This is a genomic window from Pseudomonas syringae pv. tagetis (assembly GCF_022557255.1).
GTDB lineage: Bacteria > Pseudomonadota > Gammaproteobacteria > Pseudomonadales > Pseudomonadaceae > Aquipseudomonas > Aquipseudomonas caricapapayae.
Window position 1 is genome coordinate 5843442 of the sequence record NZ_CP092923.1, and the last position, 14905, is coordinate 5858346.

The following is a 14905-nucleotide window of genomic DNA, read 5'->3' on the forward strand; positions in this document are numbered from 1 at the left end:
TAATGAGTCTATAGAAGCATGTCAAATTCTGAAGTGGTCGTGGTGACCGGAGTGTCGTCGGGTATTGGTCTAGCAGTAGCACAATCGTTCGTGGCTAAAGGTTATCGAGTCTTTGGTACCGTTAGATCGATAGCTCAGCAAAATTCGATAAGAGGTGTTGAACTTATTGAGATGAATGTCTGTGACGACCATTCGGTAGAAAAAGCAATTAGCGATATTGTCAAGAGATCGTTTCAGATCAATATTCTAGTAAATAATGCTGGAGTATCTTTGCTGGGTTGTATTGAGGAAAGTAGCGTACAAGAGGCACAACTGGTTTTTGACACAAATCTATTTGGTGTTTTGCGGACTGTCCGAGCTGTGTTGCCCCATATGAAAGCGCGTAAATCTGGACGAATCGTCAATGTAAGTTCAGTGTTAGGGTTCTTGCCTGCACCTTATCAAGGAATCTATGGGTCATCAAAACATGCTCTCGAAGGTTTTTCTGAAACGCTCGATCATGAGGTTCGCCATTTTGGCGTTCGTGTAAGCCTAGTCGAGCCATCGTTTACCAAAACTAGATTTGATGCAAACTCAGCCAGAGTACAGACCCCTTTGGCCAGCTATGACACAATTCGTAGCGATATAGAAAAGGCTATAGCTCAGAACAACCTCAAAGCACCTGGACCAGAGCATGTAGCCAAAATCGTCGTGGAAGCGGCCGTAGGTCCCTGGGCAATGCGTCACACAGCAAGTGGGGAGGCATCAAAACTTAGATTTATAAGACGGTTTTTGCCTAGTTCATTGTTGGATAGAGGGCTTCGAAAAACCTTCGGCTTGAGTTAATGGAGTGTGTAGTGGTCTACTAACCCCGGACACCTTTTTAGGCGAATATGATCGCCGCATAGAGGTGTTCGATGAGCAGACAACGACGTACCTTCACCCCCGAGTTCAAGCGCGAAGCTGCCAGCCTGGTGCTTGACCAGGGCTGCAGCCACGCTGATGCAGCCCAGTCGCTTGGGTTGGTAGAGTCGGCACTGCGCCGGTGGGTCAACCAGCTCTAGCAGGAACGAGGCGGTGCCACACCGACCAGCAAAGCGCTGACACCCGAGCAGCAGAGAATCCAGGAACTGGAAGCCCGAATCAACCGCCTGGAACGAGAGAAATCGATTTTAAAAAAGGCTACCGCGCTCTTGATGGCCGAGGAACACGAGCGCTTGCGTTAGTCGATCAATTGCGCTCACAGGAGCCGGTTGATTTTTTGTGCTCGGTCTTTGAAGTCACTCGATCCTGCTACTACGCGTACTGTCGCAGACGTCGAACTCCGGACGCTGAACGGGTGCTTGTGCGCAACCGTGTGAATGAGTTATTCACGCAAAGCCGAAGCGCTGCAGGTAGCCGCAGCATCATGCTGATGATGAAAGAGGACGGCCTGCAAATCGGGCGGTTCAAGGTACGCATGTTGATGCGCGAGATGAACTTGATCAGCAAGCAACCAGGCTCCCATGTCTACAAAAAGGCTACCGTAGAGCGACCTGATATCCCGAACGTGCTGAATCGAGAGTTTGCCGTCACATCCCCCAATCAGGTCTGGTGCGGTGATATTACGTACATTTGGGCCGAGGGCCGCTGGCACTATCTGGCAGCCGTTATCGACCTATATGCGCGCCGAGTCGTGGGCCGGGCGTTCTCACCCAACCCTGACGCTGACCTGGTAATCAAGGCGTTGGACATGGCTTACGAGCAACGGGGCCGGCCGCAAAACGTTTTGTTTCACAGTGATCAGGGCAGCCAATACGGGAGCAGAGCCTTCCGCCAGAGGCTGTGGCGATATCGCTTTAAACAAAGCATGAGCCGGCGTGGTAACTGCCACGACAATGCACCGATGGAGCGGCTATTTCGCAGCTTGAAAACTGAATGGATACCGACGGTGGGCTACATGAGCGCTGCGCTGGCAAAGCAGGATATCGGTCGGTATCTGATGCAGCAGTATAACTGGCGGCGACCACACAAGTTCAATCAAGGGTCAGCGCCTGCGGTCGCCGAGGAAAAACTTAACGCAGTGTCCGGGATCAGTTGACCGCTACATAGCAACCATGCCATCCAAGTAGCTTAGCGATTAGTTTGACGTGATAACTGTTCCAATTCCAGGCAGACAAAGCCTTAACGGCTTCGTCGCTAAGGCCTGCATTGGGAATAAAAAGACTACGTTCCACAAAGGAACGTAAGGACTCATTTTTCTGGATTCGTAGCAGCATCAACCGGCTCGACTAGGCCGGGGCATGGCATGCCAAGCAACCAGCGAATGCATGGCAGAAGCCGATTCGAGTCATCGGACCGGCTGCTGCGACAGGTTTATTTCTCTTGCGACAGCTTTAATTCTCTAAAACCAATATATGTGCCCAAGAAATAAAGATTGTCACAACACCCCTTGTATGTAGAGGCCTCCATGGAGAAATCGAGCGTTTGCAAATTAAAAAAGGATGTCACAAATATTGTCAGTTCATAATATCAAGGTGTTTTCAGAAGAATAAAGGTTGTCACAGCGGAAGAGCAGCCGAAGATGAGTCCGAGTGGGGAGCAAAATGTAGTGGTCAACCAATCCCGAACACGACATTGAGTTTTTTTCCTCGGCTCAAGCTGGCGCCAGCCCGCCATTGAACTGATGCGGCCGGATCCAGTTGTACCGATGCTCAAAAAAATGGCTGATGTCGCACTGTACGTTCTGCGCAGTTCTATAGCCTAAGGTCGGTATCCATTCCGTTTTCAAACTCCGGAACACCCGCTCCATAGGCGCACTGTCTCAACAATTTCCCCGGCGACTCATGCCCTGACGTATGCAGTATCGCCACAACCGCTGGCGAAATAAGCGGCTTTACCGGGTGAAGCGTGATCACAACCTGCTGCTTGAGCGCCGGATCAACCAACCCGGCGTGCCGCGTCGGCAGGAAGGCCGTATTGCAGTGAAAACCAGCGATACGCGTTGGTGCTCGGACGGCTTTGAATGCCGTTGCGAGGACGGCGCCAAACTGAGCGTAACTTTCGCCCTGGACTGCTGTGATCGTGAAGCCATCGGCTGGGGTCGCGAGCTCAACCGGGTACAGCGGCGATGATATCCGCGACTTGATGTTGGAAAGCGTTGAAAAGCGTTTTGGTAATCAACCGCCCGCTACGCCGGTGCAATGGCTAAGCGACAACGGCTCGGCATACACCGCCGAACAGACGCGTCTGTTTGCTCGGCAGATCGGTTTGCAACCGGTAACCACACCGGTGCGTAGCCCGCAGAGCAACGGCATGGCCGAGAGTTTCGTGAAGACGATCAAACGTGAATACGTGGCGCACATGCCCAAACCGGATCGAGAAACCGCGCTGCGCAACCTGGCAATTGCCTTCGAGCATTACAACGAGCAGCATCCGCACAGCGCCTTGAAATATCGATCACCGAGGGAGTACAGGCGCTTAGCGGCAACATCAATTTAACGGGGAGTTGGTGTCAGGTTTGGTAGGGGCAAGTCCAATCGCGCCCCTTTCCCAATCCTACGATGTTCGCTCGCGGCATCCTCAATTATTTCGCACAAACGATGGGCATCGTAATCGAATCTCTTCGTTTTTCTTATTTCGTCGACAGCCTCCATGAGGTGGTGGCCTGCGGCTTTCAAGGCGTCTGTGGCATCACCGAACGTAGCGCCTCCTCCGAGAAGAAGCGTCGCGAAGTAGAGGCGGCTTTTTGCGCTTGTGAGCAAACGCGGATCAATCCTCAGCCGCTGCGGCCAATCAGATCCAAAAACGCTTGGGGCGACATCGACACCATACCCAACCAGCTCATCACCAATTGGACTGGTATTCCGGGTAACATTTGACAAGAGGCATCTGTTGTAGCCAACAAGTTCGTCGAAAAAATTCTGGGCGTCGGCGTGTGATGGATTTTTCCGAAGCAATTCCATGCCAGTACGGAGCAAATGAATACTGGGGTAGAGTGCGTTGGGAGCAAATGGGAAGTACCGGGCGTGTTCTCTATCTGTGACAAATAAAGCCTTCCAGAGGGTTCTCCACTCATCGAAGGACGCAGCGACCTGACCTAGCTGATCGGATAAAGCCTCATAACTAAGGCCACGCCTGCGGTTCTTGGTCTGCTGGCACAGGTCGTTGTCACTACGCATCAGCAATTCGCGATACCAAGCTATGATGTCAGTTGGGCGCGCACCCAAAGCTGCCGCAGTCACGAGGTATGTTGCATGATCGACTTCCGCTGGCTTGCTCGGAGCTTCCACCATACGCGCTATAAGCCTCAGTTTGGCAATCGTTGGATTTGGTGTAAGGACTTGCCGAATTGCACTCAGTGCCTGCAGCGTTGACGACCATCGAGGCCTGCCCGCATGCGGTGGACGCAAAGCTTCGCGGATTAGGCTTGACCCAAGAAACTGAAGAAGCAACCTCCCGTCCGAGCGCGTGAGGGCTGCTTCAACTACCTGCGTGAACCACTCTGGAACCTCGTTGCTCACGAAAATTTCCAGCTTTGCGTCAACATCCGGTGATACTACATATACCTGTGCTAACTGTTCATGAAGTAATTCAACATGAGCAATTGCGGCGACGAGTGCAGCCAATGCACCGGTGCAACCGGTCCACTCGTCGGCAGCGAAAACCGGCGGAGCAGCACGAAGCAACGCAAGAATTGCGTCACGGTCTTCGGTGAGATGCAAGCCACCCCAAAGGTGGGATCTCAGTTGGCGCAGAGGAAGCGCTTCCGCCTGATGGGCCAGGCTTCGCCAGTCGCGAGCGGCCAATAAGGTTAGACGAACGAGCGTTGGCTCATTGAGGAAGACTGTCTCGCGCTGTCGCTCCCAAAAGAAGGTCAGTACACCCAGCTCACGTGAGTTTTTCTCCTCTGCTAATAAAATGTTGTCGGCTGGTGTCCGCTTAGATCGATGGCCGAGCAGCCCAGAGAGCTCCGCTGTTGTGGGAGTTAATAGCTCCACTTGCGCCGGCCAGGCTGGGTCCTCCAACAGACGCTCGATCATCACCTCGACTGCGCTCCAGCATTCGGAAAGAAATCCAACTATCCGATCAAGCGCGATGGCCGAGGTGCTATTTCGAACAGCGGCGGCCGCCGACTCACCAATAAGTCGCTCACCGACTGCCTGAGTTTTGTTCGTACTGGCGAATGTCAACGTATCGCACACCGCAAGCCCGACTGCTTGGCATGCGACGGGTAGCGCGAGGCACTCACCTCGAAGTTGTTCGACCTGTGCGGCCTCCCACTCCTGTGTCGGAGCGTCTTGAACCAGGACGTCAGCCCACCACGCGGCCAATAGTTCGTTGATGGAGTTCCGCTCGATCGATGTAAGCCCCATGAGCGACTGATCCGCAGCCACGCGCCGTTCATTGATGCGTGCAATCTCCCTTGGCTGTTGAAAGCGTAAATCACGCATGCCAAATCTCCCGAACACGCTGAGCAGTGTCTTTTAGCAGCTTTGTCGTTGCCACCATTCGCTCCCCAAACGTGTGGGCTGCGGGGTGCAATTTCCCTGGGTCTTTACGCACCTCTGCCCGCTTCTTCCTCCACTCATGCATTGAGGAAGAGGTCTGCCAGTGGGCTTCAAAAACGCTGCTGGACACAGAAAATGTCCACGGCTCATGGGGGCCGAGGGCTGGAGGAGGAGGAAGCTTCATTAGCAATGAGCCTCTACTTCCGAACTCGTTAAGCGAAGCGCCGAGGACCCAAACGGTACCGTCCACGATGAGAAATCGATCATGTACCGGAGACTTTTGACCAGGCATGACCTTGATCTCGATATTCAGCCGTGGATCTTGTGCACGAACCGACTCAAGGGTCTCGGCCAAAGCGTCTCCGTTCTCAAGCTTTAGCTCCGGGTCGTGTCCGCTGGTGCAGAAATCGTGTGAGGTGAGTACTCGAAATGGAAGGCCATGCTTCGTCGTTGAAAGGGCAAATTCTAGAAGATCGCCTCGTCCAAAGTATGGATCGAGCAGATCGACGCTCCTGGACGCAGACTGGATGATGTCTCGGATGGCCTGGGTGCCGGCGACGCTGTCATTATCGAACCATCGAAACGCTATTTCCGCCCAAGCTTTATGCGTTCGTTGCGACACTTCGTCTTCTGCGAGTCGAACCAACGCGCCTTTGCTTCGGGGCGTTCCCACTAGCACCGGCTCTGATTGCTCGCTCACGCCGACGGTGTAGCTGCCCTTCGGTGTTTCGACCCGCCGTTCTTCTGAAACGAAGTTCATCGTCATCCCGATTGAACCGATGAATCCCGCCAGTTCTGACTGTTTGAGGAGCCCGCGCTTCCTGCAAAAGACGGCATGCCCGACCTGTTCGACGCTTTCCGGCAGATGGATAACGTTCGTGCCCGGCTTCAGTGTCATTTGTCGAACAGATGATGCTCCCCATGAACGTTGATTCCAGAAGATCAGTTCAAGCTCATCTATCGTCTGCCCAGCATGTAGCTCTAAATCGAACGTCACGCTTCGCCAGTCATCTCCTACGTGTTGATGGAGCTCGCGAAATACTGGATTAGGCAGGCGAAGGTGGCAGGAGCCTAACAGGACCGATCGAGATAGCAGATCCACGTGGACTTCCGACATGAAGAAGTCACGGGCCCTCTCGAAATCATTAGCAATCCACCCTCTGGTAATGTCAATGACTGTAAGTGGAATAAGTCGATGCCAACGCGAGCCACCCGGTCGATTCCCCCAAAATTCTGATTTCGGCCAGAACCTCTCAATCTCGACCACGAGGTTAGGCCAAGGCGGGTCGTCCCCTAGCCTCCCAAGCTGCACCAAGCTTGGCTTCGATGGATTGCTACCAGGTACCGTCATCGAGCCATTAGCGCAGGAGCGGTACCATTGGATGCCTTCGCGCACTGGCAAATGCCAACGCTGAATAAAAAGCTTACCTGCTCGAGCTCCTAGATCGACACGCCGGGGATATCCGCCACTTTTCGGGTCAAGGCCAATGATCGGATTTGGCTCGAGGTGAGCATGGAGCAGCTCGACGACTGCGAGCAAATGGGTAGGCATGCCTTCCCCAGGAGCCATGTGGGCGAGAGCAGTTATTTCCGCGACGCTGTAATCAGCCTCACACTGAACAATGAAGGCATCATCGTGTGTAACATTATGTGAGGAGGTAGTCATCCACACGTTCTCCGGACAGATTCGGGATCTTCATCAATATCTTCAAACGACAGGCCCTTCGCCGTAAACCAATAATCTTTAATCTAAAGCGGAGTGGGCCTGTTCAGATCGGTCTCTAGGCCTTGTCCGATGTTCATTACCGTTGCTGCATCCTGGAAGTCCACGGGGATTCGGCCTTACACCTGGCATTGTTGATCAGGCCGCGCTTATTCAGCTTGGAATAGGTGCTACACCTGGCAGCGCCAACTGCGCTGCCAAGAGCCGCCGGACGGTGACGAGCGATGCAACATCTAGCTGGGATCGAACAGCGATCCGATGCTACATTCACGGGGTGCGCTGAAGGTTTTTGGGCACGAGAAAAAGGAGTAGCCGTGGCACGTCCCCTTCGCAAAATCAAACTTGATGGAACGCTGTATTCCCGCCGTTCGGCGGTCGAAGCTGAAATTCAAGAGCTGGCTGCCTTAGGCGCCTCTGAGCTGGAGCGTAGAGCGCTCGATGGTTCTCGGGCCTCTCCCGATCTTGTTTCACCGGAAGCATTGACGCATTTTGTGCGGAACGTGGAGCCCGGTATTCTTCGCGACACGCTCACCGAGTGTCTACTCAAGCGCATCTACCTTCTTCTTCCTCGCACCGAAGATAAGTCGCTTACGAACACAAACATCCGGGATGATGTCGTAGATCATTTTATTGATCTACTGCTCAACGACCGGGCGACGTATGACAACCGTCTAGACTACTACGAGATCAATTTCAACTCGGCCATCGCCAAGGATCGTAAGGATGCCTGTGATCGCCATTGGAAGCATGAGAATCGATATGACGAACTCGAGGGTGACGAGGACGAAGCCTCTCTCCCTATAGCCGCTATCGGGGGCTACGATCCCTTTGATCCGACCGAGCTCGATCAAAAATCTTACCGGCTTCAGCTCGACGATGCGATTGATGGTCTGCCTGAAATCCAAAGAAGAATTATCGAGATGCTCCGCCATGACATTCCTATCGACTCGAAAGATCCCTCTGTCGTCACCATCAGTAAAACGCTGGGAAAGAGTGAAAAGACAATCCGTACGTACCGCGACAAGGCTTTTGCGACTCTCCGGTTGCGCCTTGAACGCAAGGGGAAACTGTAATGACTATTCGTTCGCCAATTGCTAGCGAAGACGTTATGAACGCTTTCGCAATGGATTACGAGCCAAGTACTGACGTGCTTAGACGATATTTGGCAGATTATCCTCAATACGCTACCGACCTTGTCGATCTGGCAAGGGAACTCTCACGGCAGGTCGACGAGGATCTTCCTCTCAGTGCCGACGAGCTCGCTGCTGTGAACGCTAAGATGGGTCGGCTTCGCGACTCCATTGTGACCGTGGAGTTCTTGCAGTCCGCTCCCTCAAAGATTTTTGCTAAAGCAGCAGGGGAGCTCGGATTGCCTATCCAAGTTGGCGTAGCCATTCGCGAGCGACGAATAGATTCATTGGCGCTGCCGGAGCGATTCCTTGCACGATTAGCTAAAGCCTTGAATGCATCAGTTTCTGTCGTTCAGTCGTTTCTCGTTTTGCCTGCGCAAGCATCGGCGCTTCGTGCGAACAAGTCTGATGACAAGCCACTCCCAGCCGAAAAAGTACCGCTTGAACTTCTTCTCAAAGAATCAGGATTGGATGAGGACAGCATTTCACGGATCCTCCAGGACGATGACTGACCATGGATCAAATAGAACTCGCTCGACAGTACGCAGAACGTCTGCATTATGAAGCTGTCGAGCAAGGCAGCGATCCTTGGTCTCCCTATCAGTTCGCGAGAGAGATTGCGGAGAGGCGTGGCATCACGGTTGAGACGTGTGTCCCCGGCGCGTCGATTCTTGACGGAGCACGAGCGACTTTCGACGCTGAGTTACCACTAATCGTTCATGAAAACTCAGGACCACCGTTCGAACAGGCCTTCCTGATAGCCCATGAGATTGGACACGCCGTTCTAGGCGACGGTGAAGATGAGACAGGATTTGTATTTCAAATCGATCCAGCGCGAACCTCTGAGATATCCCCAGTTGGCATAGAGCGGGTTGTCGATTACAGCCGGCGGCAGCGTCGAGAGGTCCAGATGGATCTCTTCGCAAGAGAACTGTTGCTGCCAAGGTCTCGCGTCGTCGATCTGCACCTCACTCAACACCAAACGTGTTCGGAGATAGCAAACCGGTTGGGGGCTCCCTTCGAGGTGATCGCGCAGCAAATGCTCGATGCGCTTCTGCTGCCCTCTGTGCCAACAGTTGCTCCGAAAACGCCATCTGAAATACCTCTCAATGATGAACAACGAACTGCGGCCTCTCATCGTGGAGGTGCATTTCTTCTCCAAGCTGGGCCAGGTACTGGGAAGACCCGTACGCTCGTGGCGCGGGTTGAGAGCTTACTGGACGATGGGGTTGATCCAAGGCGCATACTTCTCCTTACCTTCTCGAACAAAGCCGCTGCCGAAATGTCCGAGCGGATTGCGTTAAAGCGGCCCAAGGAAGCAGCGGCTCTTTGCATTGGGACCTTCCATAGTTTTGGCCTCGACATTCTCAGGCGATTCAACGACCGTTGTGATCTACCGGCTGATCCTCGTCTGATGGATCGAACCGAAGCCGTTGAGCTACTTGAAAATGAATTTCCTAGGCTAGGCCTGACTCAATATCGCAACCTTTACGATCCATCCCAGACTGCTGCTGACATCCTGACCGCGGTTTCGCGTGCCAAGGATGAAGTTGTCGATCCGGCAGCTTACCTTGATTTGGCCAATGCAATGGCAGACGCGGCAAGTGATGCAGGCGAGGTAGAAGCTGCGGACAAAGCAACGGAAGTTGCGAAGGTTTACGCTCGCTACGAGGAGCTCAAATCACAAGCACGTTGTGTCGACTTTGGCGATTTGGTTATGCGCCCAGTCCAGTTGCTGGAGGGAGATGAATCTGTACGGATGCAGTTGCAGAGTGACTACGATCACATCCTGGTAGACGAATACCAAGACGTGAACCACAGCAGCGTTCGACTTATCAAAGCCCTCAAGCCGTCAGGTACAAACCTGTGGGTGGTAGGGGACGCCAAGCAGTCTATCTATCGGTTCCGCGGTGCCTCATCCTTCAACATGGCCCGGTTTGGCCGCGAAGATTTTCCGGGGGCGGTGCGCGACCGACTGAAGATCAATTACCGGTCTGCCGCTGAGATAGTCAATGCCTGCTCTGCTTTTTCCGCAGGAATGTCGACGGCCGACGGAGATGAAAGTCTTGACGCCGATTGCGGGCAGTCCGGAAATCTGCCCGAAGTCATCACGGTGGATAATGGTTCTCTCCTGACGCCAGCCATCGCTGACCGCATTCAAGAGCTTCTTAGGTCAGGTTACAGTTATCGGGACCAAGCAGTCCTCTGCCGCGGCAATGATCGACTTTCGGACGTTGGGCGTGAGCTGGAGCGCGCTGGCATCCCAGTGCTGTTCCTTGGGAGCCTCTTCGAACGTCCAGAAGTTAAGGATCTAGTTTCGATACTCTCGCTACTTGTCGATCGACGCGCGATGGGGTTGATCCGGACCGCTTGCTGGCCCGAATTTGCTATGTGTTTAGAGGATGCCGTTCGAGTTTTTGAGAATCTGAGAGAGACAGGTTCGGAAGTCGGAGCCTGGCGCGTTAGTTCTCCAACGGAACTGACGTCTGCTGGCCAAGCAGCACTTTCTGAGCTCAATTCCGCCTTGGCAGGCTTTGACGCTGGCTCTCAACCTTGGAAGGTGCTGACAACCATTTTGCTCGACCGTACGAGATTTGCAGCTCGTATTGCTTCTTCGTCAGGGGTTTCCGACCAGGCGCAAGGTATCGCGATTTGGCAATTCATGAACTTCGTTCGTGCGCAACCCAATGGCCAGGGTCTCCCTATCCAGCGGCTTTCTGATCGAATAAGGAGGCTGCTACGACTGCGGGATGACAGGGACTTGAGGCAGCTCCCCGCTGCAGCTCAGGGGATTGATGCCGTCCGCTTGATGACAATCCATGGCTCTAAAGGACTGGAGTTTCCGGCGGTTCACATCGCAGGCGTTAACAAAGATTCCATTCCTGGAGCGTATCGGACATCAAAATGCCCCCCACCTCCGAGCATGGTCGCAGGTGCCCAAGGAAGCGCGGATGACATTACACGTGCGGCCCACAACGAGGAACAAGAGTGTTTGTTTTACGTCGCCATGTCCCGCGCGAAAACCTCTCTATCGTTCTATGGAGCGACCGCAGCATCGAATGGGCGCTTGCGAGCGCTGTCGCCGTTTTTAGATCGGATTGGTCCCATTAAGCGATGTGCAGTTACGCCCACGACCGTGTTGCCTCCCGCCCCAGACTCCGTGCCAATACCCATCGTGTTTTCAGGAACTCCACGTTTTAGTTCCGACTCGGTCTCGCTTTACGATTCTTGTGCGCGGCGTTTCTTCTACACGCATCTGCTTCAAATAGGCGGCAGACGTAAGATGAGCTCATTCATGCAAATGCATGAGGCGATCCGCGACGTCTACCGGAAGCTTGTCGCTCATGGAAACCTTCCAATGATCGATTGGGAGGATCTGCTTTCTCAAGCATTTGTAACTCAGGGACTTGACGGGCATGGCTATGTGGATGACTACCGTGCGATGGCCTCCACAATGCTCCAATTTTTCATGGCATCGAGGGCAGGGGCGCAAGTTGAAGCGTCGACTGCGCTCCAAATTGTGCTGGACGGCCATGAGGTTGAGGTAACGCCAGACGACATACTGATGAAAAATGGAAAGCGAATAGTACGCCGAGTCAGAACTGGCCATGCGCCTAGCAGCTACGGTAAAGATGTGGGCTCCGCTGCATTCGTACTAGCTGTCCAGTCGGGTTTCCCCAATGCCGAGCTGGAACTAGTTTACCTCGCGGATGCTGAGATCAAACCATTGAAACTCACGCCAAAAGAACTGAGTAACCGACAGCTAAAAATGGCCGAGATTTTTCGCGAAATCCGAGATGGCCGGTTCCGGACTAACGCGTCGGATGCTACCTGCCCGAACTGTCCGGCCTTCTTTGTATGCGGCGAAGTCCCTGCAGGGACGCTCTCCAAACATTTTTGAAAATAGTTTACCGGCGATAGCCAATCGGTCCGATTAGAGGGATGTAGGCGAAATGATTCGCCACATCACGCTAGAGGACTGTATGAAAAACACACATTTTGAAGACGTTGGCGACGCAATCCGTGAGGGTCGTCCATTGCGAGAAGCTTCCGCCTATCGCATTCGTTTTGGCTTGGAAGGGCTCAACTTCCGCGACATTGACGTACCCGATCCCGTTCCAACTGGTCGGCAAATTCTGGACAGCGCCGGCCTTGACCGTCGCAGCGATTACGTCCTCTACGCCCTGCTTGTTTCAGGCGACTTCGAGGACGTACGTCTTGACGAAACAGTTGATTTGCGCAGCAAGGGCGCAGAACGCTTCATCGCGTTCAAATCCGATCGTGACTTCAAGTTCGTTCTGAACGATCGGCAAATGGCTTGGGGGCACCCAAAGTTGGAAGCCAGCGTTCTGTATGACTTGGCGAACGTTCTGCCTGAAGAAGCGATCTTTCTGGAAGTGCGGGGTGGTGAAGACCGTCTCATTGAACCCGAAGACCAGATCAACTTGGACGCTCAGGGCATCGAGCGGTTCGTCACTGCGCCGCGTCCGCAAAAAGGCTACGTCATCGTGGTCAACGCTGTCGAAGAGGTCGTACCGGACAAGCACGTCACCTTTGAGCAGGTAGTTAAGTTGTCGCATCCGAACGCGCCAGCAGAAGCCAACGTAAAGTTTTCGATGACCTACCGCAATGCTGCGTCGCAGCCACACGCTGGTGAGCTCGCTGAAGGCGGTTCCGTTGAAGTCAAAAAACAAGGGACAATCTTCAATGTCACACGCACTGTTCAGTCTTAATGCGGATTTGGCTCGGTTGCGGGCTGAAGGGTATTTCGTACGCATACAAGGAAACTTCCTTGTTATGCGGGAAGTACCTTATGTCGACTCTCAACGTCGCGTACGTACCGGTACGTTGGTTTCTAACCTGGATTTGGCTGGAGACCGGACCCGTAAGCCGGAGACCCATGTAATCCAGTGGGATGGTGACTTCCCTTGCAGTGCAGTTGGGACGCCATTGCCAGGTATCTCGCATGCGGCGCCCAACACGGATCTCGGGTACGGACTTACTGCGAAGCACAGTTTTTCCAGTAAGCCCAACCCCGACGGATACCCGGATTACTACACTAAGATGGCTACATACGCGACCATTTTGGCGGGGCCGGCGGCGGTTCTTCAGCCGGGTATCAGCCCGCGATTGATCCGTGGAACGGATGACGAAGATGAGGTCAGCGTCTTCAACTATCTCGATACCGCATCTAGCCGTGTAGGCTTGGGTGCGCTCGCCAGTAAGCTTGAAGGCGAGGTGGTGGGGATTCTGGGGGTGGGAGGAACTGGTGGATACATCCTCGATCTGGTTGCGAAAACGCCAGTTAAGGAAATCCGGCTTTTCGATGATGATGACTTTCTGTCCCACAACGCGTTTCGCGCCCCTGGGGCTCCATCGCTCGAAGAGTTGCGTGATGCCCCAAAAAAGGTGTTCTACCTGAAGAACATCTATGAACGGATGCATCGCGGGATAGTGGCTCACCCAGTGAAGATGACACCGGAGACCTTGGGGCTACTTGACGGCATTACGTTCGCTTTCATCAGCATGGATTCGGGTGAGGAAAAGAGAGCGGTGGTTGCGAAGCTTGAAGCACTTGGCGTCGCGTTCATTGATGTCGGGATGGGTCTCGAACTTAACAACGGTAGTTTGGGTGGCATCTTGCGCGTGACGACGAGTACACCAGCACAACGCGAGCATGTCCATGAGGGACGTATTTCGTTCGCTGGAGGCGGAGGCGAAGATTTGTACGCGTCAAATATCCAGGTGGCCGACCTCAACGCCCTGAATGCGTGCCTTGCGGTTGTAAAGTGGAAAAAGCTGCGGGGGTTCTATAGAGATCTCGAGCGCGAGCATCACAGCACTTATACGACTGATGGGGGCATGTTGCTCAACGGAGACCAATCATGATTCGGCATATCAGCCTTGAGCACCGTTTCGTGCGAAATGTTCCTCGCGAGCTGGAGTCCGGAATCTTGTACATCTCGATGGACTACGCAACCGCAGTGCACTCGTGCTGCTGCGGGTGTGGCGAGCGAGTTGTAACTCCTTTCACTCCGACCGACTGGAGGATGACGTTTGATGGGGAATCCGTCTCGCTTCACCCATCGGTAGGCAACTGGAATCAGAAGTGCCAATCGCATTACGTAGTGCAACGCGGCCGCGTCTTGGAGGCAGACCCCTGGTCGCAGTCAAGGATTGAGGCGGAGCGTCTGCGCGACAAGGCGGCCAAAGCTGCACATTATGGTTCGGAAACAAAGGTTTGCCCCGATCCTGAGCATTTCTCCAGTGAGAGTAATCCGAGTGCAACTCCAATGCACCGTATTTGGTCTTGGCTTAAATCGTGGCTTGGCCTTTGATCACTGGCAGCACCGACAGTGCTCGGTCCGCGGAAACGGATCACAAGCATGAACTGGTAGGCAGCGTTATCGCGCCACCTAGGCCTTCGGGCCTTGGCATGACTTCGTGCAATTATAAACGCTTCTTTTAATAGTCAATTTTAGAAGGTATTGGCGCATATCACCCTAACTCACTATTGATTTCAGCTCGCAATACAATCAACGTTGGCTTGTGCGATGCGGGGAATTTACCTTCACAAATTCAGT

9 protein-coding genes and 3 pseudogenes are annotated in these 14905 nt (G+C 53.6%); 9 read left to right on the plus strand and 3 right to left on the minus strand.

Translation table 11 applies throughout. The features are described 5' to 3' along the window. Positions 1 to 18 precede the first annotated feature (18 nt). On the plus strand, positions 19 to 825 hold the full coding sequence (locus MME58_RS26160; RefSeq protein WP_082427030.1) for an oxidoreductase: 807 nt from the start codon (positions 19 to 21) through the stop codon (positions 823 to 825). Positions 826 to 896: 71 nt separating this feature from the next. Next, positions 897 to 2059: pseudogene (locus MME58_RS26165) on the plus strand (IS3 family transposase). Between the two features lie 514 nt (positions 2060 to 2573). On the opposite strand, the pseudogene MME58_RS27950 reads toward MME58_RS26165, so the two are convergent. Continuing rightward, a pseudogene (locus tag MME58_RS27950) lies at positions 2574 to 2854 on the minus strand (integrase core domain-containing protein); the annotation flags it as partial. On the opposite strand from MME58_RS27950, the pseudogene MME58_RS26175 reads away from it, so the two are divergent. Beyond that, a pseudogene (locus MME58_RS26175) lies at positions 2847 to 3459 on the plus strand (integrase core domain-containing protein); the annotation flags it as partial. The pseudogenes MME58_RS27950 and MME58_RS26175 overlap by 8 nt on opposite strands. Here MME58_RS26175 and MME58_RS26180 read toward each other — a convergent pair. Together MME58_RS26180 and MME58_RS26185 are read right to left on the minus strand one after the other, a co-directional pair. After that, positions 3456 to 5411 carry a hypothetical protein gene (locus MME58_RS26180; protein ID WP_055004871.1) on the minus strand — a complete coding sequence of 652 codons (1956 nt, stop codon included), beginning with the start codon at positions 5409 to 5411 and terminating at the stop codon, positions 3456 to 3458. The pseudogene MME58_RS26175 and the gene MME58_RS26180 overlap by 4 nt on opposite strands. After that, the gene (locus MME58_RS26185; RefSeq protein WP_055004870.1) at positions 5404 to 7134 is read right to left on the minus strand and encodes a VPA1262 family N-terminal domain-containing protein; all 1731 of its coding nucleotides are present in this window, start codon (positions 7132 to 7134) and stop codon (positions 5404 to 5406) included. Before MME58_RS26185 ends, MME58_RS26180 begins: the two co-directional genes overlap by 8 nt. A 371-nt stretch (positions 7135 to 7505) precedes the next feature. Here MME58_RS26185 and MME58_RS26190 point away from each other — a divergent pair, with 371 nt between their 5' ends. The 6 genes from MME58_RS26190 (at position 7506) to MME58_RS27955 (ending at position 14659) form a co-directional block, all read left to right on the plus strand. After that, positions 7506 to 8264 carry an RNA polymerase sigma factor gene (locus MME58_RS26190; RefSeq protein ID WP_055004869.1) on the plus strand — a complete coding sequence of 253 codons (759 nt, stop codon included), beginning with the start codon at positions 7506 to 7508 and terminating at the stop codon, positions 8262 to 8264. Then, complete coding sequence (locus tag MME58_RS26195; RefSeq protein WP_055004868.1) at positions 8264 to 8833, plus strand: hypothetical protein; 570 nt, start codon at positions 8264 to 8266, stop codon at positions 8831 to 8833. The genes MME58_RS26190 and MME58_RS26195 overlap by 1 nt, the downstream gene beginning before the upstream one ends. A gap of 2 nt (positions 8834 to 8835) precedes the next feature. Beyond that, positions 8836 to 12222 carry a UvrD-helicase domain-containing protein gene (locus tag MME58_RS26200; RefSeq protein ID WP_055004867.1) on the plus strand — a complete coding sequence of 1129 codons (3387 nt, stop codon included), beginning with the start codon at positions 8836 to 8838 and terminating at the stop codon, positions 12220 to 12222. 82 nt (positions 12223 to 12304) lie between these two features. Continuing rightward, positions 12305 to 13054: a multiubiquitin domain-containing protein gene (locus MME58_RS26205; RefSeq protein WP_055004866.1), complete on the plus strand. Its 750-nt coding sequence runs from the start codon at positions 12305 to 12307 to the stop codon at positions 13052 to 13054. After that, a complete protein-coding gene (locus MME58_RS26210; protein WP_055004865.1) occupies positions 13029 to 14210 on the plus strand; it encodes a ThiF family adenylyltransferase in 1182 nt (393 codons plus the stop codon). The genes MME58_RS26205 and MME58_RS26210 overlap by 26 nt, the downstream gene beginning before the upstream one ends. Next, on the plus strand, positions 14207 to 14659 hold the full coding sequence (locus tag MME58_RS27955; RefSeq protein ID WP_082427028.1) for a ubiquitination-like system serine protease family protein: 453 nt from the start codon (positions 14207 to 14209) through the stop codon (positions 14657 to 14659). Before MME58_RS26210 ends, MME58_RS27955 begins: the two co-directional genes overlap by 4 nt. Positions 14660 to 14905: the final 246 nt, after the last annotated feature.